The sequence below is a fragment of the Citrobacter sp. 172116965 genome (assembly GCF_013458095.1).
Lineage (GTDB): Bacteria > Pseudomonadota > Gammaproteobacteria > Enterobacterales > Enterobacteriaceae > Citrobacter > Citrobacter braakii.
In genome coordinates this window covers 1,748,990-1,771,409 of sequence record NZ_CP046673.1, presented here as the reverse complement: position 1 = coordinate 1,771,409, position 22,420 = coordinate 1,748,990, and the positions used below count along the sequence as shown (strand labels likewise).

Below are 22,420 nucleotides of genomic sequence, written 5' to 3'. Positions count from 1 at the left end.
GGCTGTGGGGATGAAAATACAGCAGATTAACCGCGGCGGCGCTCGAAATCGACCATGAAATCGGTCAGCGCTTTTACACCTTCTAGCGGCATTGCATTGTAGATGGACGCGCGCATACCGCCGACCACACGGTGCCCTTTCAACGCGTGCAGACCCGCAGCGAAAGACTCTTCCAGGAAGAGTTTATCCAGGGCGCTGTCAGCAAGCTGGAACGGTACGTTCATGCGTGAACGGTTCGATTTTGCCACGTCGTTACGGTAGAAATCGCTGTTATCGATTACGCCGTACAGCAGTTCCGCTTTTTGCTGGTTAATTTTATCCATCGCGTTAACACCGCCCTGCTCTTTCAGCCATTTAAAGACCAGGCCAGACAGATACCAGGCAAAGGTTGGCGGCGTGTTGAACATGGAGTCGTTGTCATTCAGCACGGTATAGTCGAGGATTGACGGGCATGACACATGAGCCTTACCCAGCAAATCTTCACGTACGATGACAATGGTCAGCCCGGCCGGGCCGATGTTTTTCTGCGCCCCGGCATAAATTACGCCATAACGGCTCACGTCAAGCGGTGCGGAAAGAATGGTAGAGGACAGATCCGCCGTAACCACCACATTGCTGGCAAAATTCGGCGTTTCATCGATCGCAATGCCATCAATGGTTTCATTCGGGCAATAGTGCAAATACGCCGCGTTGTCAGAAAGCTGCCATTCGCTCATTGGCTTAACAGCACGCAGTCCGTCAACGGTGACTTTGGCGTCGATAACGTTTGGCGTACAGTATTTTTTCGCTTCTTTAATTGCGCTGGCGGCCCAATAACCGGCATCAACGTAATCCGCCGTGGTTTTGTCACCCAGAATATTTAACGGGATACCCGCAAACTGCCCGCGCCCACCGCCATGGCAGAACAACACTTTATAGTTGGAGGGGATGCTGAGAAGATCGCGAAAATCCTGCTCCGCTTCCTCTGCGACCTGGATGAATTCTTTGCCACGGTGGCTAATTTCCATCACCGACGTGCCAAGACCGTTCCAGTCGCGAAGATCCTGTTGAGCCAGTTTAAGTACTTCTGCCGGTAACATTGCCGGACCTGAACTAAAATTGAAGACCTGAGCCATTTCCCCTCACCACGTTGTGTTGTTGTCCAATCAACATCCTGTCATTGGCGATAATCCGGTGACAGACATTGGTATAAGTTATTCCTGTGGATATCGGTTTTATCATTCAGTGACACGCGCCGCAATGGGTAAAACTGACCAGGGTAAAAATGTGTCATTGGTCACACAACAGAATCTATCGGATTGACGGGTAAAAACCGAGATTTTCGCTGTCAGGTGACCCGTTTTGCCCGACTGGCCTTCGACCATTCTGGATTTGCACAGCGTGGACATAATTGATGATCTCCGGCGTTCATTTGCACCACTTCACTACACCGTATACAGGCATAGTCCCCAGCTTCAGGTATCACTTTAAATCGCTGTGTGCAGCGTTTAGGCAAAATACTGAGCCCCGGCTTTACGTCTTCATCAGCAAAGAAATAGACGCTGATTTGCCCATTAGTCTCCAGGATGGCCAGTCTCACCTGTCCCAATTGCTCCACGCCGTTCAAACGCAATTCCATAAAGAATTCGAATTCCGTCATATTGGCGCTATTGAGCTTCGACCATGCCAGTTCGCCGTCCTCAATGATCACAACGGGCTTGCCCTCCAGCAAATCCTCCATTTTCTCGCTATGCGCCATCAGCCACATAACCAGCCGATACAGCACAGCAAGCGTAATAAAGACCACCAGCACCGGCAGCATCGGGACATCATCATAAAATGCCACGTCTCCCGCCGCGGAACCCAGCGTAAGGATAATCAGCACTTCAAAAAGCGACATCTGGCGTACGCCGCGACGTCCGGTGATTTTTAAAAACAGAAAAACCAATATAAAGGTATAGAGGCTGCGCAGAGCAACTTCTCCCAGAAAATCCATGGGCACCTTATCCAGTACCATTCGGTGTAAATCGAAAGCTTTCATTATTATGCTCTAAACTTGGTTGGCTGTAGGAAAGCATAGCTAATACTTTTATTTACGTCTGAACTCCGGCGACGATAGCGCCATTCATTTAAAACCCGTATCATTGCGCGCTTTCCGTACGACAAAAGTGATTTTCATGACGCAAACATTTATCCCCGGCAAAGATGCCGCTCTGGAAGACTCCATCGCTCGCTTCCAGCAAAAATTGCTCGACCTTGGTTTTCAAATTGAAGAAGCCTCGTGGTTGAATCCCGTCCCTAACGTCTGGTCTGTACATATTCGCGACAAAGAATGCGCGCTGTGCTTCACCAACGGTAAAGGCGCGACGAAAAAAGCGGCGCTGGCTTCCGCGCTAGGCGAATATTTTGAGCGTCTGTCGACTAACTATTTCTTTGCGGATTTCTGGCTGGGTGAAACCATCGCCAACGGCCCATTCGTGCATTATCCGAACGAAAAATGGTTCCCGTTGACTGAAGAAGACGACGTACCTGAAGGTCTACTGGATGCTCGTCTGCGTGCGTTTTACGATCCAGACAACGAACTGACTGGCAGCATGCTTATCGATCTGCAATCCGGTAATGAAGAACGTGGGGTCTGCGGCCTACCGTTTACCCGTCAGTCGGATAACCAGACCGTCTATATTCCGATGAACATTATTGGCAACCTGTACGTTTCTAACGGCATGTCTGCGGGTAACACCCGAAACGAAGCGCGCGTTCAGGGCCTGTCTGAAGTCTTTGAGCGTCATGTGAAGAACCGTATTATTGCGGAAAGCATCAGCCTGCCGGAAATCCCGGCCGAAGTCATGGCGCGCTACCCGGCAGTGGTGGAGTCCATCGCCAAACTGGAAGCGGAAGGTTTCCCAATTTTCGCCTACGATGGCTCGCTGGGCGGCAAGTATCCGGTGATTTGCGTTGTCCTGTTCAACCCGGCCAATGGTACCTGCTTTGCCTCCTTCGGTGCGCACCCGGATTTCGGCGTTGCGCTGGAGCGTACCGTCACTGAACTGCTGCAGGGCCGTGGTCTGAAAGATCTTGATGTCTTCACCCCACCAACCTTTGACGACGAAGAAGTGGCTGAACACACTAACCTTGAAACTCACTTCATCGATTCCAGCGGCCTGATCTCCTGGGATCTGTTCAAGCAGGATGCTGACTATCCGTTCGTTGACTGGAATTTCTCCGGTACCACGGAAGAAGAGTTCGCCACCCTGATGGCCATCTTCAATGCTGAAGATAAAGAAGTGTATATCGCCGACTACGAGCACCTGAGCGTTTATGCGTGCCGCATTATTGTTCCGGGAATGTCTGACATCTATCCGGCTGAAGATCTGTGGTTAGCCAACAACGCCATGGGCGCCCATCTGCGTGACACTATTCTCTCGCTCCCGGGCAGTGAATGGGATAAAGAAGACTATCTCAATCTGATCGAACAACTGGATGAAGAAGGCTTTGACGACTTCACCCGCGTACGCGAGCTGCTCGGTCTGGCAACCGGTGCGGATAACGGTTGGTACACCCTGCGCATTGGCGAGCTTAAAGTGATGCTGGCGCTGGCCGGCGGCGACCTGGAGCAGGCGCTGGTCTGGACAGAATGGACGATGGAATTCAACGCCTCTGTCTTTAGCGCTGAACGTGCCAACTACTACCGCTGTCTGCAAACGCTGCTGCTGCTATCTCAGGAAGAAGATCGTCAGCCGCTACAATATCTGAACGCGTTTGTGCGCATGTACGGTGCCGAGGCGGTTGAAGCCGCAAGTGCAGCATTAAGTGGCGAAGCGCCGTTCTACGGGCTTCAAACTGTTGATAACGATCTGCAGGCTTTCCCGGCGCATCAGTCTCTGCTGAAAGCTTACGAAAAACTGCAGCGCGCGAAAGCAGCACATTGGTCAAAATAGTGACAATCAGCCTGCGCTGAGTAGGCTAAAGGTATTGTCTGGGCTATATTACGGGGCGCTTAATGCGCCCTGTTTTTTATTTTGGTCAAATCAAAAAATAAATGTAAAAACAAGGTTAAATATTAGTAGTTGATATTAAGAAAATTAGCTTATTAATGTGGTTTTTTATCTCAATTACTCCATTTTAATTAACCGCCCCAGAGGAGACAGAAAGAAAAAATTCAACTCACTTTATAATTTTTAAAATTTATTTTTATTTGGATAATCAACAAGTTACACCGTAATCGCATAAAAACCATGCGCCTTACGGGCCTATAAGCCAGGCGAGATATGATCTATATCAAATTCTCATCTATAATGCTTTGTTAGTATCTCGTCGCCGACTTAATAAAGAGAGAGTTAGTGTGAAAGCTGACAACCCTTTTGATCTTATTCTTCCTGCTGCAATGGCCAAAGTTGCCGAAGAAGCAGGCGTCTATAAAGCAACGAAACATCCGCTTAAGACGTTCTATCTGGCAATTACTGCCGGTGTATTCATTTCAATTGCCTTTGTTTTCTATATCACCGCCACAACCGGTACCGGCACAATGCCTTTCGGCATGGCGAAGCTAGTAGGTGGTATCTGCTTTTCCCTGGGGCTGATTCTCTGCGTTGTCTGCGGTGCAGACCTCTTCACCTCAACCGTACTGATTGTCGTAGCGAAAGCCAGTGGTCGCATCACCTGGGGCCAATTGGCGAAAAACTGGCTTAACGTTTATGTCGGCAACCTGATTGGCGCCCTGATCTTCGTGTTACTCATGTGGCTTTCTGGCGAGTATATGACCGCTAACGGCGCGTGGGGTCTCAACGTCCTGCAAACAGCCGACCACAAAGTGCACCATACTTTTGTTGAGGCGGTAAGTCTTGGCATCCTGGCGAACCTGATGGTGTGTCTGGCAGTATGGATGAGCTATTCGGGTCGCAGCCTGATGGACAAAGCGTTTATCATGGTATTACCGGTCGCAATGTTTGTTGCCAGCGGTTTTGAGCACAGTATCGCAAACATGTTTATGATCCCTATGGGTATTGTAATTCGCGATTTCGCCACCCCGGAATTCTGGACCGCTGTTGGGTCTTCTCCGGAGAATTTTTCTCACCTGACCGTGATGAATTTCATCACCGATAACCTGATTCCGGTTACGATCGGCAACATTATCGGCGGCGGTTTGTTGGTCGGGTTGACATACTGGGTCATTTATCTGCGTGGTAACGATCATCATTAATCTGATGATGCCCATTACACGCAGTAAATAAAAAATCCACTTAAGAAGGTAGGTGTTACATGTCCGAGCTTAATGAAAAGTTAGCCACAGCCTGGGAAGGTTTTACCAAAGGTGATTGGCAGAATGAAGTAAACGTCCGTGACTTCATTCAGAAAAACTACACTCCGTATGAGGGTGACGAGTCCTTCCTGGCTGGCGCAACTGATGCGACCACTGCACTGTGGGACAGCGTGATGGAAGGCGTTAAACAGGAAAACCGCACTCACGCGCCTGTTGACTTTGACACCTCCGTTGCTTCTACCATCACTTCTCACGACGCTGGCTACATCAACAAAGCGCTCGAGAAAATTGTTGGTCTGCAGACTGAAGCTCCGCTGAAACGTGCGATCATTCCGTTTGGCGGCATCAAAATGGTTGAAGGTTCCTGCAAAGCGTACAATCGCGAACTGGACCCGATGCTGAAAAAAATCTTCACCGAATACCGCAAAACCCACAACCAGGGCGTATTCGATGTTTACACCAAAGACATTCTGAACTGCCGTAAATCCGGTGTTCTGACTGGTCTGCCAGATGCCTATGGCCGTGGCCGTATCATCGGTGACTACCGTCGCGTTGCGCTGTACGGTATCGACTACCTGATGAAAGACAAATACGCTCAGTTCGTCTCTCTGCAGTCCGATCTGGAAAACGGCGTAAACCTGGAAGCCACTATCCGTCTGCGTGAAGAAATTGCTGAACAGCACCGCGCACTGGGTCAGATCAAAGAAATGGCTGCTAAATATGGCTGCGATATCTCTGGTCCGGCAACCAACGCTCAGGAAGCTATCCAGTGGACTTACTTCGGCTACCTGGCCGCGGTTAAATCTCAGAACGGCGCAGCAATGTCCTTCGGTCGCGTATCCACCTTCCTGGATGCCTACATCGAACGTGATATCAAAGCAGGCAAAATCACCGAGCAAGACGCTCAGGAAATGATTGACCACCTGGTCATGAAACTGCGTATGGTTCGTTTCCTGCGTACCCCTGAATATGATGAACTGTTCTCCGGTGACCCGATTTGGGCAACTGAATCTATCGGTGGTATGGGCGTTGATGGCCGTACTCTGGTTACCAAAAACAGCTTCCGCTTCCTGAACACCCTGTACACCATGGGTCCTTCTCCGGAGCCGAACATCACCGTTCTGTGGTCTGAAAAACTGCCTCTGAACTTCAAGAAATTCGCCGCTAAAGTGTCCATCGACACCTCTTCTCTGCAGTACGAGAACGATGACCTGATGCGTCCGGACTTCAACAACGACGACTACGCTATCGCTTGCTGCGTAAGCCCGATGGTTGTTGGTAAACAAATGCAGTTCTTCGGTGCGCGTGCAAACCTGGCGAAAACCATGCTGTACGCAATCAACGGCGGCGTTGATGAAAAACTGAAAATGCAGGTTGGTCCTAAATCTGAACCGATCAAAGGCGACGTTCTGAACTTCGACGAAGTTATGGAGCGCATGGATCACTTCATGGACTGGCTGGCTAAACAGTACGTCACTGCACTGAACGTTATCCACTACATGCACGACAAGTACAGCTACGAAGCCTCTCTGATGGCGCTGCACGACCGTGACGTTATCCGCACCATGGCGTGTGGTATCGCTGGTCTGTCCGTTGCTGCTGACTCCCTGTCTGCAATCAAATATGCGAAAGTTAAACCGATTCGTGACGAAGACGGTCTGGCTGTCGACTTCGAAATCGAAGGCGAATACCCGCAGTTTGGTAACAACGACTCTCGCGTTGATGACATGGCGGTTGACCTGGTAGAACGTTTCATGAAGAAAATTCAGAAACTGACTACTTATCGTAACGCTATCCCGACTCAGTCTGTTCTGACCATTACCTCTAACGTGGTTTATGGTAAGAAAACCGGTAACACCCCAGATGGTCGTCGTGCTGGAGCGCCGTTCGGACCGGGTGCTAACCCAATGCACGGTCGTGACCAGAAAGGTGCTGTTGCCTCTCTGACTTCCGTTGCTAAACTGCCGTTTGCTTACGCTAAAGATGGTATCTCTTACACCTTCTCTATCGTTCCGAACGCACTGGGTAAAGACGACGAAGTTCGTAAGACCAACCTGGCTGGTCTGATGGATGGTTACTTCCACCACGAAGCGTCCATCGAAGGTGGTCAGCACCTGAACGTGAACGTCATGAACCGTGAAATGCTGCTGGATGCGATGGAACATCCGGAAAAATATCCGCAGCTGACCATCCGTGTTTCTGGCTACGCAGTACGTTTTAACTCCCTGACTAAAGAACAGCAGCAGGACGTTATTACTCGTACCTTCACTCAGACCATGTAATTGGTTTTGACTGAAATCGTACTTTAAAAAGCGTACAATAAAGGCTCCACGTAAGTGGGGCCTTTTTAATAGCCTGCTTTGTCAGCTATCTATACTTATGGATAGCAGCCAAAACAGACTCGACACAGTTAATAACTGTGCACTAACACTGGCCCCGGATGGGCCACACCTGGAGAAACACCGCAATGTCAGTTATTGGTCGCATTCACTCCTTTGAATCCTGTGGCACTGTTGATGGCCCGGGCATCCGTTTTATTACCTTCTTCCAGGGCTGCCTGATGCGCTGCCTGTATTGTCATAACCGTGACACATGGGATACGCACGGCGGCAAAGAAGTCACCGTCGACGAGTTAATGAAAGAGGTCGTGACCTACCGCCACTTTATGAACGCCTCCGGTGGCGGTGTGACAGCGTCCGGTGGCGAAGCTATCCTGCAAGCTGAATTTGTACGCGACTGGTTTCGTGCCTGTAAAAAAGAAGGTATTCATACCTGTCTGGATACCAACGGTTTTGTTCGCCGCTACGATCCGGTGATTGATGAATTGCTGGAAGTCACCGACCTGGTGATGCTCGATCTCAAACAGATGAATGATGAAATCCATCAGAATCTGGTGGGCGTATCTAACCATCGCACGCTTGAGTTCGCACGTTACCTGTCCAATAAAGACATCAAGGTGTGGATCCGCTACGTCGTTGTGCCTGGCTGGTCTGACGATGACGACTCCGCGCACCGCCTGGGCGAGTTTACCCGCGATATGGGCAACGTAGAGAAAATCGAACTGCTGCCATACCATGAGCTGGGCAAACACAAATGGGTGGCAATGGGTGAAGAGTACAAACTTGACGGTGTTAAGCCACCGAAGAAAGAGACCATGGAGCGCGTGAAAGGCATTCTTGAGCAGTATGGTCATAAAGTGATGTACTAATGACGACCACGGCGTCGCAGCGCTCTGCTTGAGTAGCGCGACGCCAACGTTCGATGCCTACGACATAAAATATTCTGAAAGTTTATTGGTCACGCTTTCAATAGAGAAAATACGTTTCTGGTGTGCTTTACGACACTGTACGTAACGCTCATCCTGCTCTTCCAGAGCACTGAGTATGCGATCCGCCACCATCATCGCACCAGCAATTTCAGCAAAACCAGACTCACCTTCCCCCTGTAATGCAACCGCCGCCTGCAAATTCCAGTCAGAAAGCCGATTTAATGGAGCAAACGATCCGCGAGTTAACGAGAGAATTTTTATGCCTTGTTCCTTCGCTAGCGTCAGCGACTGCATCATATCGGTAGAGATTTGTTCTGTATGAATAACAATAATCCCTGTTTTTTGGCTGTCCGCCAACGGAGAGATAGCCGCCGGATAAAATCGGTCGATATAACTGGCTATTTTCCCCATCTGCACCAGATTGATTTGCAGGAATAACGCCACCGGCACCGCAGTACCTACCGCATAAATTGCAATATTACTGAGCTGATTTAACCATGTCGCAACCGCCTGCAACTCTTTGCTGTCGATGATGGCATTGCTGTCACAAACGCTTGCCAGTACCGCCGCCGTCTCCTCACTTCCTCCATCATTCGGCCGTGCAGCTCCTTGCTCCAGAGCAAGAGCCGTTCTGAAATCAGAAAACCCCTTAAAACCAAAGGCACGGCAAAAACGAGTGATGCTCCCCTCGCTGGTATCAATAGAATCGGCCAGCTCGGTTATCGTATGCCGCATCACAAAATCAGGATTTTCAGTGATAAAACGCCCTACCTTTTCCAGGATTGGACTCAGCTCTGAAGCCCCATTTCTTATGTTAATCAATAAATTAGTATCTATCTGACTCATTTTTCGCCTTTTTGCACAAAATGCAAATGCTGTCACATACTTTGCCCGGCTTTGCGATAATAATTTTTATCGCACCAATGATAATTAAAAATAATTATTTTTACAAACAGGAGAACGTCTAATGAAAGGTCTGATCGTCTGTCGTACCGGTATGGGCAGTTCGCTAATGCTGAAAATCAAAGCCCAAAAAGTCATCGATAAACATGGCTGGGATATCGATCTTGAACACGATGTCCTGTCAGGGCTACGAACCTGGCAAAACATCGACTTCGTGATCACCATGAGCGACCTGACCGATGAGGTAGAAGCCGCCGGGTTCAGAGCAATCGGTATCACCGATCTGATGAACAGCGAAGAAATGGAATCTGCGCTCACCAGCGTTGTTCAAAACAACTAACCTCTCCGGGGGAAATATGGATCTCCTAAAGTTCATTGTATTCGACATTTTGGGTGTAACCCCACTTTTAGTTGGCTTTATTGCGCTAATTGGTTTGCTTATCCAGCGTAAGCCCATCGAAAAAGTGCTTTCTGGTACCTTTAAAACCATCGTCGGATTTCTGGTATTTGCCGGCGGAGCAGGGATTGCGGTGACATCCTTAGGTAATTTTCAGACCTTATTCAGCGATGGATTCGGTCTGAAAGGTGTGATGCCGTTAGCCGAAGCGTTAACTGGGCTGGCACAAACCAAGTTTGCCATGTGCGTTTCACTCATCATGGTCGTTGGTTTCGGCTGGAACTTGTTTTTTGCCCGCGTAACGCCGTTCAAATACATCTTCCTGACGGGTCAACATAATCTGTATCTGTCTGCCCTCTTAACCGTTACGCTTAAGGCGCTTGGCTACAGCGATGTAACAACAATTATCGTCGGCTCCATACTGCTGGGGCTTGCGGCCTGTGTCTATCCAGCTATCGCTCAGCCGTGGATGCGTAAGATTACCGGTAATGATGAAATCGCGATGGGTCATTACGTTACTCTGGCCTACGCGCTATCGGGATGGATCGGTTCGAACGTGGGCGATCCTAAGCAGTCAACAGAAAAGCTAAATCTTCCCGGATGGTTGGGGATTTTTAAAGACTACATCGTCTCCGTGTCCATCTCTGTCAGTATTTTCTATTACATCGCGGCGCTTGCCGCAGGCAAAGAAGCGGTAACGGCCGCCGCCGGTGGAATGCATTGGCTGGTTTATCCGCTATTCCAGTCACTCACGTTTACCGCATCGCTTTATATCATCATCACCGGCGTTCGCTTGCTGTTGTCAGAAATAGTCCCGGCATTTCTGGGCATCTCTGAAAAATTTATCCCGAACGCCAAACCCGCACTGGATTGCCCAGTCGTCTTTCCGTATGCCCCAACCGCCACCGTTTTAGGTTTCATCTCTTCCTTTGTGGGTGGATTGGTGGTTATGGGGGTACTCGCATTAATTGGGCAAACGGTCATTATCCCCGTCGCCATCCCCTACTTCTTCATTGGTGCTACCGCCGCCGTCTTCGGTAATGCGTCAGGAGGCTGGAAAGGGGCCATCGCCGGTAGCTTTGTCACTGGCATATTAATTGGTATTGGCCCGGCACTCATCTATCCCATCATGGAATCGGTGGGTTTGTCCGGTACTAGCTTCCCGGAGACAGATTTTGTCGCCCTCGGCTTAGTGGTTTATTACATCGGCAAAATGTTGCCCTGATAAGGAATGAACATGATTATTGATGAATTGAAATCCCATGCGCTGGCTGCTCGCCGGGATATTATCACCATGATTTATGAATCAGGCATTGGCCATCCTGGCGGTGCATTGTCCATCATCGACATTCTGACCTGGATTTACGATCAAGAGGTGGACTTCTCCTGCGCCCCTCGCGCTCGCGTGGTCATGAGCAAAGGTCATGCGGTTGCTGCTCAGTACGCCATGCTGCATCAAAAAGGCAAAATTGAGCGCAGCGAATTTAATACTTTTCGACAAATTAACTCACGTTTACAGGGGCACCCTAGCATCAAATCTCTGCCCGAAGTCGATGCAACAACCGGCCTGCTGGGCCAGGGATTATCCATTGCCTTTGGTATGGCGGCGGCCAAAAAACAGCGGGGGGAATCACAGCGCGTTTTCGCCATCATTGGCGATGGCGAAATGCACGAAGGGCAAATCTGGGAAACGCTACAACAGGCAGGCCATATGAAGATGGATAACCTGGTGGCGATTATCGACTACAACGGTTTTTCCTCCCACGACCCCGTTAATCAAGTGGTGAATCTGGAACCTCTGGCCGACAAAGTGCGTCTTTTCGGCTGGCACGTACTCGAACTCCATAACGGTAACGATATGCATCAGGTTGCCGACACGCTGATGCTTTCACGCCATCTGAAAGGAAAACCTGTCGCCATTATTGCGCATACCACCAAAGGCAGTGGCGTTAGCTATATGGAAAATAACGGTGACTGGCATTCAAAAACCCCAACCACCGAACAATATCAGCAGGCTATGGAGGAGTTGCAGTGATGAAAGCCCCACGTGATGAAATTGGTAACGCACTCATTGCCCTGAAAAAAAAGGGCTATCCCATTGTCGCCATTGATAGTGATTTAGCCAGCTCCACCCGCACTGACCAGTTCCAGGCCGTCTATCCAGACGCTTTCTTTGAAATGGGTATTGCGGAAGGATCGGCAATGAGCTTTGCCACTGGCCAGGCGTTGGAAGGAAATATTCCGTTCTACGTTAACTTTGCGATGTTTGTGACAGGCACCGCCTGGACTCAACTGCGCCAGGCGTGCTACGCCAAAGCTAACATTAAATTAGTTGGTAGCCACCCAGGAATGGATGATGGACCTGACGGCGCATCGCATCATGCGCTGGAAGATCTGGCCCTGACGCGCGTACTGCCGGGGCTCACAATTCTAACACCTGCCGACGCTGAAGAAGTTGAGGCCGCATTTGAACAGGCAGTAAACATTCCCGGTCCGGTCTATATTCGCGTAGCCCGAGAACCGATGCCCGTGCGCGATAAATCTACCGTTCCGCGAGTGACCGATATCGCCGCCGTGGAGGACTCAGGCAATGACTTCGCCATTCTCTATGAAGGGACCGTTCTGGAGCAGGCAAGCGCAGGTTATGTGCAGCTGTGCGCCCAGGGAAAACGTGGCAAGCTGATTCACGTCGCCATGCTAAAACCGTTTAACCGCCAGCGCTTTCTGCAACTGATTGCCAACTGCCCGCAGATCGCAACGATTGAAAATCACACGATCATCGGTGGGCTTGGCGGACAGGTTGCTGAAGTATTGGCGGAGGAAGGATTAACCACGAGATTAATCCGACTGGGGACACAAGATACGTTTACGGAATCAGGCAATAGCCGCCAGTTGAAAGAGAAATACGGTATTTCGGCGACCGCACTCTTTGAAGCCCTGAGATAGTTCGGGTTGGCAGACCGCAATGCGGTCTGCTGCTCTGAAATAAGGAGAACACAATGACATCTGCGCTATTTTCTGCCTGTCAGTTTCGTGAACAATGCCGATCCTGGCAGGAGGCCGTGACGCTGGCTTGCCAGCCTCTGGAAGAACTGGGCGCGATTACGTCCGCCTACGCACAGGCAATCATCCGTGAAACAGAACAACTGGGTCCGTGGTACATCTTAAGCCCTGAGTTTGCCCTGCCGCACGCTCGTCCGGAAGAAGGAGTGATAAGCAGTGAGACACATTTGTCGCTCTTGTGTCTGAAAGAGGCGGTGCCTTTTCCTGGGCATCCAGATGTGCGGTTAATTATTGTCCTGGCGGCTGCCAGCAGCACCCGACATATTGAAATGATTCAAAAACTGGTTTGCTGGCTGGATGAAGGGGAGCATTTACAACAGCTGACGAGTATGACCAGTCAGGCGCAGCTTCACTGCACGCTGAAAGCATGCGAATACCTCGCAACTTCCGGCATACCCGCAATGGGAAAATGAGTCACGGTATGCAAACATTTTGCCTGCATACCGTCTGGCGCGCTTTATACGTGAGCCACCGGAGTCGGTGTATGTCTGGCGCTACGCAACAACATCAGCAGATAAATAAACGATACGCTGGCAATCATAATGAATAACAGGTTATCGGAATAATTCTGCATCAGCATCGCGGTAAATGAGGGGCCCAGCAGGCTGCCAACGGTATAGCTTAATAACAATGCCTGATTCATGGCGACCAGCTGATGATGTTCAACCTTTTCACAGGCCCAGGCCATCGCCACCGGATAGAGGGTAAAACCTGCCGCACCTAACATAAATAACGCAGGCGCCATCGCCGCCTGATTCAGCATGGCAATACTTCCGACGATAACCACGAAGACCTGGACGCGTAAAACCAGCAGGCGTCCCAGCTTGTCTGCCAGGCGGCCAATCGGCCATTGCCCAAGAATACCGGCGCTAACCAGAACCGCCATCCAGAAACCAATGCTGGCGTTGCTCACCCCTTGATGGTTGAGATACAGCGGCATCAGGCCATACAAAGACCCCAGCACAATCCCGGAAATAATACAGCCGTTAACGCCCAGACGCGCCTGACGCAGCTTCAGCATAGAGGTAATAGGAGTAGACTGCTGTTCATCACCCTGCTGATTGGCAATGCGCGTAAAGAGCAATGGCAAAACACCAGCCAGGATCGTACCCGTCACCCACGGCAGGACGTTCATCAATTCTGTTGATACTTTACTAACCAGTAGCTGGCCTAAAAACGTCCCCACGTAATAGATCATCATATAGGCGGCAAGCAAGCGTCCGCGATTACGCGAATTCCCGCTGCACATCAGCGCACTTTCCACTACCACCCAAATCATGGCGCAGCCAACACCGGCGATAAAACGCCAGGTCATCCAGCTCCAGAATCCCACCATAACCCCCAGACCGATACAGCCCGCGGCAAAAATAAGCGAGGCAATGTAATAGCTGCGATTAAAACCAAGGTGTTTTATTAAATACCCGGTCAGCAACGTCCCTACCAGATTGCCAGTAAAGTAGGAAGAACTCACCACACCTACCTGCCAGGTGGGCAGATTTTCATGGGCGAGCCAAAGCGGGACGAGCGTGTTTAACACGGCGATCGCCAGGGTCAGCAGAAGCAGCCCGCACAGCAACAGCATGACGGGACGGGTATAGATGGACATGAATAAAAACCGTGAGGAAGTTCAAATTTCATGCGCATCATGCCACTGCCAAAAACATTGTCAATCGGCGCAATCAGAGGGCTGAGGCGCTTTCCGGACGATCGATTTGCATTACTGATTCTTAATGTGAATAGATAAAAAACACAAAAACACATCTGCTTGTTTTTATTGATCTAAAACAAAAATCTCGCGTTGCGTTCAGTCGAAAATTTTCATGGACTCCCCTTACTTTTATTTCTTACTAAACTCTATGCGGGATGCAGATCTGCATTGTCTTCAAAATAGAACAGTGAGTTCTTATTTAGGTATCTAATCCATATATCGTTCTTTCTGTAGACTTAAACTCATCAAATTTCCCCCACTGATGCTGAACAGGAGAAATATCATGACTAAACCTTACGTAAGACTTGATAAAGATAATGCGGCAGTACTGCTGGTCGACCATCAGGCTGGCCTGCTCTCTCTGGTTCGGGATATCGATCCCGATAAATTTAAAAACAACGTGCTTGCCCTCGGCGACTTAGCAAAATACTTCAAACTCCCAACCATTCTGACAACCAGTTTCGAGACAGGACCAAACGGGCCACTGGTACCGGAACTGAAAGCTCAATTTCCCGATGCGCCTTACATTGCTCGCCCCGGAAACATTAACGCGTGGGATAACGAAGATTTCGTGAAAGCAGTGAAAGCGACCGGTAAAAAACAGCTGATTATTGCCGGTGTCGTGACGGAAGTTTGCGTTGCTTTCCCTGCGCTCTCGGCTATTGAAGAAGGTTTTGATGTCTTTGTCGTAACCGATGCGTCGGGTACATTTAATGAAATTACTCGCCATTCAGCATGGGATCGGATGTCCCAGGCCGGTGCTCAACTGATGACGTGGTTTGGTGTCGCATGTGAGTTGCATCGCGACTGGCGCAACGATATCGAAGGTCTGGCGACGCTGTTCTCTAATCACATTCCTGATTATCGCAATCTGATGACCAGCTACGACACGTTAACTAAACAGAAGTAAAAAACCGGGGCTATGCCCCGGTTTGTCATTTAGCTGGCAACCGCCATACCGACGGTCATATGCAGCCCGTAGAACACGCCACGACCAATCAACTCGCCGACTAACAGCAGAATAAACGCGACGGAAAGCAGCGGAACTGCAGGCTGGTAGCCTTTCACTTGCGGTACAATCCAGCAGCACAACGCTAATGCCAGAGCGACAATCCGCCACGCCATCAGCGAGCCGTAATCCGGAACCAGCGCAGACGCCTGTTGAATGGAACTGTGGATCGTCGCCAGTTCAGCCCCCTGCATTACAGACATGATGGCGCTCACGACCAGAGCAAGCACTGAAATAGCCGGTAACAGGCGCATCGCCCAACCGTCCACGCCAGCAATTCTCAGCAACAGATATCCCAGCATCGGACCGCCCATAAACATCGTCAGGAAGAAGCCCAGCGGCGTCCAGATGCTGTACCAGGTCGGTACGGTATCGATGGTGTTATACACGCGCACCATCATCCAGACAAAAACCACGCCCAGTACCATGGTGACAACTAACCACAGATTGCGTAATACGGGCGACATTTTTTTTAACGGTGCCAGCAGCCAGCCGATGCCGCCAACGGCAAAGAAGATTGAGCCGCTGGCAATTTCATTACTCAACGCAGAAGACCCTACACGATTGAGTGAGTTAAAGGCGCGCATCGGTGAGCCCAGGTGGAGCATAGAAGCAATAAAGCCAATGCCCATTAATACCCACAGCCCGAACATGCAGGCAATCACGCGCTGCTGCGATTCAGGGCGTAAGTCCCCTTTCATCAACGCCAGCGCCAGAACGATAAAGCCACCAACTACACACTGTCCGAAGACAGTGAAGATCATCAGCGGCCATTCATGCCATCCACTTCCCATCTTACACCTCCTTCGGATTGGCCAGATAACCTGTAGTATCCCCGGTCGGGCGGCTATTGGCGTTAGGTTTGATGACAATACTTGGTTTGGTAAAGTGCGCGCCCGGCAGTGGCGCCACCGCAGCCAAAGTACCGTGTTTTTTGCGCAGCTCTTCAATCGGACCAAAATCCAGCGCACGCAGTGGGCAGGACTCCACGCAGATAGGTTTCTTGCCTTCAGCGACGCGCTCATGGCAGCCATCACATTTAGTCATATGCCCTTTTTCAGCATTGTACTGCGGCGCGCCGTAAGGACAGGCCATGTGGCAATACCGGCAGCCAATGCAAACATCTTCGTCGACAACGACAAAACCATCTTCACGTTTGTGCATCGCGCCGCTCGGACAAACCTTGGTACAGGCCGGATCTTCACAGTGGTTACACGCAATGGAGAGGTAATAAGCAAAGACGTTCTGATGCCAGACGCCGTTGTCCTCCTGCCAGTCGCCGCCTGCGTATTCATAAATGCGGCGGAAGCTGACTTCCGGGGTTAAATTTTTGAAATCTTTGCAGGCCAGTTCGCAGGTTTTGCAACCGGTGCAACGGCTGGAATCAATAAAAAATCCATACTGGGTTGTCATCGGTTACTCCTTACGCCTTTTCAACCTGAACAAGGTTCGTGTGTGACGGATTCCCCTTTGCGAGAGGAGACGGACGCTGGCTCGTCAGGACGTTAATGCAACCGCCCTGATCCACACGTTTTGCATCCGGGTCATACCAGGCCCCTTCGCCCAATGCCACCACGCCGGGCATCATACGTGGCGTCACTTTCGCCTCAATATGCACTTCACCACGATCGTTAAAGATACGTACCTTGTCGCCGTTGTTAATACCGCGTCGCTGCGCATCCATCGGGTTGATCCACATTTCCTGGCGGCAGGATGCTTTCAGGACATCGACGTTGCCATAGGTCGAGTGAACGCGAGACTTATAGTGGAAGCCGGTCAGCTGCAAAGGGAATTTCTCCACAAGCGGATCGTTTAAGCTTTCAAAGCCTGGGGTATAAATCGGTAGCGGATCGATTACATCACCTTCCGGCAGTTCCCAGGTTGCCGCGATCTCGGCAAGCTGCTGCGAATAAATTTCGATCTTACCTGACGGCGTGGTCAGCGGATTGGCTTTAGGATCCTCACGGAATGCCTTGTACGCCACATGATGTCCTTGCGGATCGCGCTGTTTAAAGATCCCTTGCTGACGGAATTCTTCAAACGTAGGCAGTTCAGGAATCGCTTTGCGCGACTGCTCATACAGATGGCGCATCCACTCTTCCTGAGTACGACCTTCTGTAAACTGCTGCTCGACGCCAAGGCGCTTCGCCAGTTCGCTGGTCATCTGGTAGATAGTCTTGCATTCGAAGCGTGGTTTGATCGCCTGATCGGTGAAAATCACATAGGACATGTTCCCGCATGAGGCATCCAGCGCAAAATCCATCTGTTCGGAGGCGGTGCAGTCCGGCAGCAAAATGTCCGCGTATTTCGCCGAGGAAGTCATATGACAGTCGATGACGACAATCATCTCGCACTTCTTCTCGTCCTGGAGGATTTCATGCGTGCGGTTAATATCAGAGTGTTGGTTAATCAGACAGTTACCGGCATAGTTCCAGATCATCTTAATAGGAACATCGAGCTTGTCTTTGCCGCGTACGCCGTCACGCAGGGCCGTCATCTCCGGGCCTCGCTCAATCGCGTCCGTCCACATTAACATCGAGATGCTGGTTTCAACAGGGTTTTCCAGCGTTGGCATACGCTCAAACGGCAAACTGTATGAGCCCTCACGCGCCCCGCTGTTGCCGCCGTTGATCCCAACGTTACCGGTCAGGATAGCGAGCATAGAAATGGCGCGGGTCGCTATTTCACCGTTAGCATGACGCTGCGGCCCCCACCCCTGGCTGATGTATGCCGGTTTAGCACTACCTAATTCACGCGCCAGTTTGACGATACGTTCAGCGGGAATACCGGTAATCTGCGCCGCCCACTCCGGGGTCTTGGCAATGCCATCCTTACCCTGCCCAAGAATATACGCCTTATAGTGACCGTTCTTCGGTGCGTCGGCCGGTAAGGTTTTCTCGTCGTAACCCACGCAGTATTTGTCGAGGAACGGTTGGTCAACCATGTTTTCGGTGATCAGGACATACGCCAGACCATTGACCAGCGCCGCATCAGTACCAGGACGGATCGGGATCCATTCATCTTCACGCCCCGCACCGGTATCCGTATAACGGGGATCGATAATGATCATGCGGGCATTGGATTTCTGTCGCGCCTGTTCAAGGTAATAGGTTACCCCACCCCCGCTCATACGGGTTTCACCAGGGTTATTACCGAACAGAACCACCAGCTTGCTGTTTTCAATGTCGGACGGGCTGTTACCGTCAGCCCAGCCGCCGTAGGTATAGTTCAACCCGGCAGCGATTTGCGCTGAAGAGTAGTCACCGTAGTGATTAAGATAGCCGCCGCAGCAGTTCATCAACCGTGCTACCAGCGTTTTACCCGGCGGCCACGAGCGCGTCATAGTGCCACCCAGCGTACCGGTACCGTAGTTCAGGTAGATAGACTCATTGCCGTAGTCTTTGATAAGACGCTGCATATTGCTGGCAATAATGTCGTAGGCTTCATCCCAACTGATGCGCTCAAATTTTCCTTCGCCACGCTTACCAACGCGTTTCATCGGGTATTTCAGACGATCGGGATTATAGACTCGGCGACGCATGGATCGACCACGCAGACAGGCGCGTACCTGGTGCAGACCGTCATAGTTGTCATCGCCGGTGTTGTCGGTTTCGACATACTTTATTTCACCGTCGACCACATGCATACGCAGCGGGCAGCGGCTGCCGCAGTTTACCGTACACGCGCTCCAGATCACTTTCTCATTAATCGGTGTCGGATTAAGGGCTTCTGCAGCATTTGCAATACGGGTAAATGGCAGGGTAAACGCGCTACTGGCCACCGCCAGTCCGCCTATCGCCGTCGTTTTCACCAAACCGCGGCGAGTAACCTCAGCTGCCAGCACGGCATCGGGGATCTTAGTTTTCATAGTGGCTCACTCTGCTGCTCACAATAAACAAAATACAAATATTCGATGTATAGTTTTTTATATAACGTTAATATCGATATACGGGCTGGTAGAAACTGAATTTGCTAAAAGACAGAGAAAAATACTGACTTTCATTCGAAGTCAGTATTACCCCTATGGGAGTAGTCGTTATTGTCCGACGTCAAACGGGCATAAAAAAAGCGCCCTGAGGCGCTTTTTTAGCAGAGAAAGGTAACTTAACCGATGAATTCCAGGCCATTCATGTACGGACGTAATACTTCCGGAACCTGAATGCGGCCATCAGCCTGCTGATAGTTTTCCATTACCGCAACCAGCGTACGCCCAACCGCCAGACCGGAACCGTTCAGAGTATGCACTAAACGGGTCTTTTTGTCGGATTTGCTGCGGCAACGCGCCTGCATACGACGAGCCTGGAAATCCCACACGTTGGAGCAAGAGGAGATTTCGCGATAGGTATTCTGCGCCGGGATCCACACTTCCAGATCGTAAGTTTTGCATGCGCCGAAGCCCATGTCGCCAGTGCACAGGATGATTTTGCGATACGGCAGACCCAGCAGTTGCAGGACCTTCTCGGCATGGCCGGTCATCTCTTCCAGCGCGTCCATCGAATCTTCCGGGCGAACAATCTGCACCATCTCAACTTTATCGAACTGGTGCATACGGATCAGACCACGCGTGTCACGACCGTAAGAACCTGCTTCAGAACGGAAGCACGGCGTATGCGCAGTCATTTTGATCGGCAGCGCATCTTCATCAATGATCTCGTCGCGCACCAGGTTGGTCAGCGGAACTTCTGCTGTTGGGATCAGCGCATAGTTGCTGCTGTCAGCTTCTTCATCCAGCGGACGGGTATGGAACAGATCGCCAGCGAATTTCGGCAGTTGGCCTGTACCGTACAGCGTGTCATGGTTAACCAGATACGGGACGTAGTTTTCGCTATAGCCATGCTGCTCAGTATGCAGATCCAGCATGAACTGAGACAGCGCACGGTGCATACGCGCAATCTGCCCTTTCATGACCACGAAACGAGAGCCGGTCAGCTTAACCGCAGCGGCGAAATCAAGACCCGTGTGCATTTCACCCAGGGTAACGTGATCGCGCACTTCGAAATCAAACTCACGCGGAGTACCCCAGCGGCTGACTTCGACGTTGTCATTTTCATCTTTACCCACCGGAACGTCGTCCGCTGGCAGGTTAGGAATAGTCAGCGCAATGTCGCGGATCTCGGCCTGTAAGGTATCAAGTTCAGCTTTCGCGGCATCCAGCTCTTCGCCCAGTTTGTTCACTTCCAGACGTAAAGACTCGATATCTTCCCCTCGCGCTTTTGCCTGGCCGATGGATTTCGATCGCGAGTTACGCTCTGCCTGCAGGTTTTCAGTTTGTACCTGCAGAACTTTACGACGCTCTTCAAGAGCGCGCAGCTTATCTACATCCAGCTTAAAGCCCCGGCTTGCCAGTTTTTCTGCGACTGCGTCTGGCTCATTACGCAGCAGATTGGGATCGAGCATGCTTATCCTGTGCTTATCGAATTAAAATAGGAGAAAGTGACCACAGCCTGCGGTCACAGGGATACAGAGACAACATTACCGCAACGATAACACTAACGGTAGCGTTTTATAGGGCTATTTTGATCCTGTCCGGCGAGCCAGGCGAGCTTTTCGCCAATCTTGCCTTCAAGACCTCTGTTTGTGGGGCGATAATAGCGCGTTTGTGCCATTTCCTGCGGGAAGTACTCTTCTCCGGCGGCATAGGCATTAGGCTCATCATGGGCATAACGATACTCCTGACCGTAGCCCATCTCTTTCATCAGCTTAGTCGGCGCATTGCGCAGGTGAACCGGCACGTCGTAATCCGGACGTTCGCGGGCATCAGACAACGCGGCCTTGAAGGCGGTATAAACCGCATTACTCTTTGGCGCACAGGCCAGATAAACAATCGCCTGAGCAATCGCGCGTTCGCCTTCCGCGGGTCCCACGCGGGTAAAACAGTCCCATGCGGAAATCGCCACCTGCATGGCGCGGGGATCGGCATTGCCGACATCTTCTGAGGCAATCGCCAGACAGCGACGGGCAACGTACAGCGGATCGCCACCAGCGGTAATAATTCGCGCATACCAATAAAGCGCCGCATCTGGGGCGCTTCCACGTACCGACTTGTGTAATGCGGAGATGAGATCGTAAAAACGATCGCCTTTATTATCGAAACGCGCACTACGTTCACCGGCAATTTCGGTGAGCAATTCTGGTTTCAATACGCGCTTGCCGGAATCATCAACTTCGGCCATATCGGCCATCATTTCCAGCGTATTCAGCGCCCGCCGCGCGTCACCATTAACCAGTTCGGCAATAGCCCGACGCGTTTCTGGCGGCAGAACAATATCCTGGTCGCCATAACCACGCGCTTTGTCTGACATCGCCTGGTCCAGCACCTGTTCAATGTCGTCGGAAGTTAACGATTTCAGTAGATAAACGCGCGCACGCGACAACAGCGCCGAGTTGAGCTCAAACGAGGGGTTTTCAGTGGTAGCACCAATAAACGTAATGGTACCGTCTTCAATATGCGGTAAAAACGCATCCTGTTGGCTTTTATTAAAACGGTGAACTTCGTCCACGAACAGGATCGTGCGTCGCCCCGCGTTACGGTTCTGACGCGCACGCTCAATCGCTTCACGAATTTCTTTCACGCCAGACGTCACTGCCGAAATTCGTTCGACATCGGCGTTGGCGTAACGGGCAATAACTTCGGCAAGCGTCGTTTTCCCGGTCCCCGGCGGTCCCCATAAAATCATGGAGTGCAGATGCCCGGCCTCGATAGCGCGCGGCAAGGGTTTGCCAGCAGCCAGCAGGTGCTGCTGGCCGATATACTGCGCTAAATTTTCTGGCCGCATACGCGCGGCCAGCGGCTGAAAAGTATTATCAGAAAAGTCGAGCGACAGATTGCTCAC

Annotated in this window: 19 protein-coding genes; 10 read left to right on the top strand and 9 right to left on the bottom strand. The window is 50.9% G+C overall.

What is annotated here, in order from left to right; translation table 11 throughout:
- Nucleotides 1–26: 26 nt before the first annotated feature.
- Complete coding sequence (gene serC, locus GPJ68_RS08370) at nucleotides 27–1,115, bottom strand: 3-phosphoserine/phosphohydroxythreonine transaminase (RefSeq protein ID WP_016152445.1); 1,089 nt, start codon at nucleotides 1,113–1,115, stop codon at nucleotides 27–29.
- A gap of 212 nt (nucleotides 1,116–1,327) precedes the next feature.
- On the bottom strand, nucleotides 1,328–2,020 hold the full coding sequence (locus GPJ68_RS08365) for a DUF421 domain-containing protein (protein WP_016156114.1): 693 nt from the start codon (nucleotides 2,018–2,020) through the stop codon (nucleotides 1,328–1,330).
- A gap of 136 nt (nucleotides 2,021–2,156) precedes the next feature.
- On the opposite strand from GPJ68_RS08365, the gene ycaO reads away from it, so the two are divergent.
- The 4 genes from ycaO to pflA all read left to right on the top strand — a co-directional run bounded on the left by ycaO (nucleotide 2,157) and on the right by pflA (nucleotide 8,447).
- Nucleotides 2,157–3,917, top strand: a complete 1,761-nt coding sequence (ycaO, locus tag GPJ68_RS08360) for a 30S ribosomal protein S12 methylthiotransferase accessory factor YcaO (protein WP_016152442.1) — start codon at nucleotides 2,157–2,159, stop codon at nucleotides 3,915–3,917.
- Nucleotides 3,918–4,321: 404 nt separating this feature from the next.
- Nucleotides 4,322–5,179 carry a formate transporter FocA gene (focA, locus tag GPJ68_RS08355; RefSeq protein WP_003831909.1) on the top strand — a complete coding sequence of 286 codons (858 nt, stop codon included), beginning with the start codon at nucleotides 4,322–4,324 and terminating at the stop codon, nucleotides 5,177–5,179.
- A gap of 59 nt (nucleotides 5,180–5,238) precedes the next feature.
- On the top strand, nucleotides 5,239–7,521 hold the full coding sequence (pflB, locus tag GPJ68_RS08350) for a formate C-acetyltransferase (RefSeq protein WP_016152441.1): 2,283 nt from the start codon (nucleotides 5,239–5,241) through the stop codon (nucleotides 7,519–7,521).
- A gap of 185 nt (nucleotides 7,522–7,706) precedes the next feature.
- Nucleotides 7,707–8,447, top strand: coding sequence for a pyruvate formate lyase 1-activating protein (gene pflA, locus GPJ68_RS08345; RefSeq protein ID WP_003035751.1), 741 nt, complete (start codon nucleotides 7,707–7,709; stop codon nucleotides 8,445–8,447).
- 57 nt (nucleotides 8,448–8,504) lie between these two features.
- Here the strand turns inward: pflA and GPJ68_RS08340 are convergent, their stop codons facing one another.
- Nucleotides 8,505–9,353: a MurR/RpiR family transcriptional regulator gene (locus GPJ68_RS08340; RefSeq protein WP_047359385.1), complete on the bottom strand. Its 849-nt coding sequence runs from the start codon at nucleotides 9,351–9,353 to the stop codon at nucleotides 8,505–8,507.
- A gap of 121 nt (nucleotides 9,354–9,474) precedes the next feature.
- Between GPJ68_RS08340 and GPJ68_RS08335 the strand changes: the two genes are divergently transcribed.
- From GPJ68_RS08335 to GPJ68_RS08315, 5 genes are read left to right on the top strand one after another with little or no spacing between them, the layout of a single operon-like run.
- Nucleotides 9,475–9,750: a PTS sugar transporter subunit IIB gene (locus tag GPJ68_RS08335; protein WP_016152439.1), complete on the top strand. Its 276-nt coding sequence runs from the start codon at nucleotides 9,475–9,477 to the stop codon at nucleotides 9,748–9,750.
- Between the two features lie 16 nt (nucleotides 9,751–9,766).
- Nucleotides 9,767–11,032, top strand: a complete 1,266-nt coding sequence (locus tag GPJ68_RS08330; RefSeq protein WP_180837235.1) for a PTS ascorbate transporter subunit IIC — start codon at nucleotides 9,767–9,769, stop codon at nucleotides 11,030–11,032.
- A gap of 12 nt (nucleotides 11,033–11,044) precedes the next feature.
- Nucleotides 11,045–11,842: a transketolase gene (locus GPJ68_RS08325; protein WP_104651580.1), complete on the top strand. Its 798-nt coding sequence runs from the start codon at nucleotides 11,045–11,047 to the stop codon at nucleotides 11,840–11,842.
- Nucleotides 11,842–12,753, top strand: coding sequence for a transketolase family protein (locus GPJ68_RS08320; protein WP_103283675.1), 912 nt, complete (start codon nucleotides 11,842–11,844; stop codon nucleotides 12,751–12,753). Before GPJ68_RS08325 ends, GPJ68_RS08320 begins: the two co-directional genes overlap by 1 nt.
- A gap of 53 nt (nucleotides 12,754–12,806) precedes the next feature.
- A complete protein-coding gene (locus GPJ68_RS08315; RefSeq protein ID WP_046274696.1) occupies nucleotides 12,807–13,283 on the top strand; it encodes a PTS sugar transporter subunit IIA in 477 nt (158 codons plus the stop codon).
- Between the two features lie 44 nt (nucleotides 13,284–13,327).
- Here GPJ68_RS08315 and GPJ68_RS08310 read toward each other — a convergent pair whose 3' ends face one another.
- Nucleotides 13,328–14,476 (bottom strand): MFS transporter, encoded by a 1,149-nt coding sequence (locus tag GPJ68_RS08310; protein ID WP_046274695.1) that lies wholly within the window; start codon nucleotides 14,474–14,476, stop codon nucleotides 13,328–13,330.
- A gap of 385 nt (nucleotides 14,477–14,861) precedes the next feature.
- Between GPJ68_RS08310 and ycaC the strand changes: the two genes are divergently transcribed.
- Complete coding sequence (gene ycaC / locus GPJ68_RS08305; protein WP_016152433.1) at nucleotides 14,862–15,488, top strand: isochorismate family cysteine hydrolase YcaC; 627 nt, start codon at nucleotides 14,862–14,864, stop codon at nucleotides 15,486–15,488.
- A 29-nt stretch (nucleotides 15,489–15,517) separates the two neighbouring features.
- On the opposite strand, the gene GPJ68_RS08300 is transcribed toward ycaC, so the two are convergent.
- From GPJ68_RS08300 to rarA, 5 genes are all read right to left on the bottom strand, one after another.
- A complete protein-coding gene (locus tag GPJ68_RS08300; RefSeq protein ID WP_104651579.1) occupies nucleotides 15,518–16,381 on the bottom strand; it encodes a dimethyl sulfoxide reductase anchor subunit family protein in 864 nt (287 codons plus the stop codon).
- A gap of 1 nt (nucleotide 16,382) precedes the next feature.
- Nucleotides 16,383–17,000, bottom strand: coding sequence for a DMSO/selenate family reductase complex B subunit (locus GPJ68_RS08295; RefSeq protein ID WP_003035741.1), 618 nt, complete (start codon nucleotides 16,998–17,000; stop codon nucleotides 16,383–16,385).
- Nucleotides 17,001–17,010: 10 nt separating this feature from the next.
- A complete protein-coding gene (dmsA, locus tag GPJ68_RS08290) occupies nucleotides 17,011–19,455 on the bottom strand; it encodes a dimethylsulfoxide reductase subunit A (protein WP_180837233.1) in 2,445 nt (814 codons plus the stop codon).
- Between the two features lie 236 nt (nucleotides 19,456–19,691).
- Complete coding sequence (gene serS, locus GPJ68_RS08285; protein WP_003831902.1) at nucleotides 19,692–20,984, bottom strand: serine--tRNA ligase; 1,293 nt, start codon at nucleotides 20,982–20,984, stop codon at nucleotides 19,692–19,694.
- Between the two features lie 92 nt (nucleotides 20,985–21,076).
- On the bottom strand, nucleotides 21,077–22,420 hold the full coding sequence (rarA, locus tag GPJ68_RS08280) for a replication-associated recombination protein RarA (protein WP_101699874.1): 1,344 nt from the start codon (nucleotides 22,418–22,420) through the stop codon (nucleotides 21,077–21,079).

Coding starts and splice junctions, on each gene's coding strand:
- serC (WP_016152445.1), bottom strand. CDS start 1,115: ATGGCTCAGGTCTTCAATTTTAGTTCAGGTCCGGCAATGTTACCGGCA.
- GPJ68_RS08365 (WP_016156114.1), bottom strand. CDS start 2,020: ATGAAAGCTTTCGATTTACACCGAATGGTACTGGATAAGGTGCCCATG.
- ycaO (WP_016152442.1), top strand. CDS start 2,157: ATGACGCAAACATTTATCCCCGGCAAAGATGCCGCTCTGGAAGACTCC.
- pflB (WP_016152441.1), top strand. CDS start 5,239: ATGTCCGAGCTTAATGAAAAGTTAGCCACAGCCTGGGAAGGTTTTACC.
- pflA (WP_003035751.1), top strand. CDS start 7,707: ATGTCAGTTATTGGTCGCATTCACTCCTTTGAATCCTGTGGCACTGTT.
- GPJ68_RS08340 (WP_047359385.1), bottom strand. CDS start 9,353: ATGAGTCAGATAGATACTAATTTATTGATTAACATAAGAAATGGGGCT.
- GPJ68_RS08335 (WP_016152439.1), top strand. CDS start 9,475: ATGAAAGGTCTGATCGTCTGTCGTACCGGTATGGGCAGTTCGCTAATG.
- GPJ68_RS08330 (WP_180837235.1), top strand. CDS start 9,767: ATGGATCTCCTAAAGTTCATTGTATTCGACATTTTGGGTGTAACCCCA.
- GPJ68_RS08325 (WP_104651580.1), top strand. CDS start 11,045: ATGATTATTGATGAATTGAAATCCCATGCGCTGGCTGCTCGCCGGGAT.
- GPJ68_RS08320 (WP_103283675.1), top strand. CDS start 11,842: ATGAAAGCCCCACGTGATGAAATTGGTAACGCACTCATTGCCCTGAAA.
- GPJ68_RS08315 (WP_046274696.1), top strand. CDS start 12,807: ATGACATCTGCGCTATTTTCTGCCTGTCAGTTTCGTGAACAATGCCGA.
- GPJ68_RS08310 (WP_046274695.1), bottom strand. CDS start 14,476: ATGTCCATCTATACCCGTCCCGTCATGCTGTTGCTGTGCGGGCTGCTT.
- ycaC (WP_016152433.1), top strand. CDS start 14,862: ATGACTAAACCTTACGTAAGACTTGATAAAGATAATGCGGCAGTACTG.
- GPJ68_RS08300 (WP_104651579.1), bottom strand. CDS start 16,381: ATGGGAAGTGGATGGCATGAATGGCCGCTGATGATCTTCACTGTCTTC.
- GPJ68_RS08295 (WP_003035741.1), bottom strand. CDS start 17,000: ATGACAACCCAGTATGGATTTTTTATTGATTCCAGCCGTTGCACCGGT.
- dmsA (WP_180837233.1), bottom strand. CDS start 19,455: ATGAAAACTAAGATCCCCGATGCCGTGCTGGCAGCTGAGGTTACTCGC.
- serS (WP_003831902.1), bottom strand. CDS start 20,984: ATGCTCGATCCCAATCTGCTGCGTAATGAGCCAGACGCAGTCGCAGAA.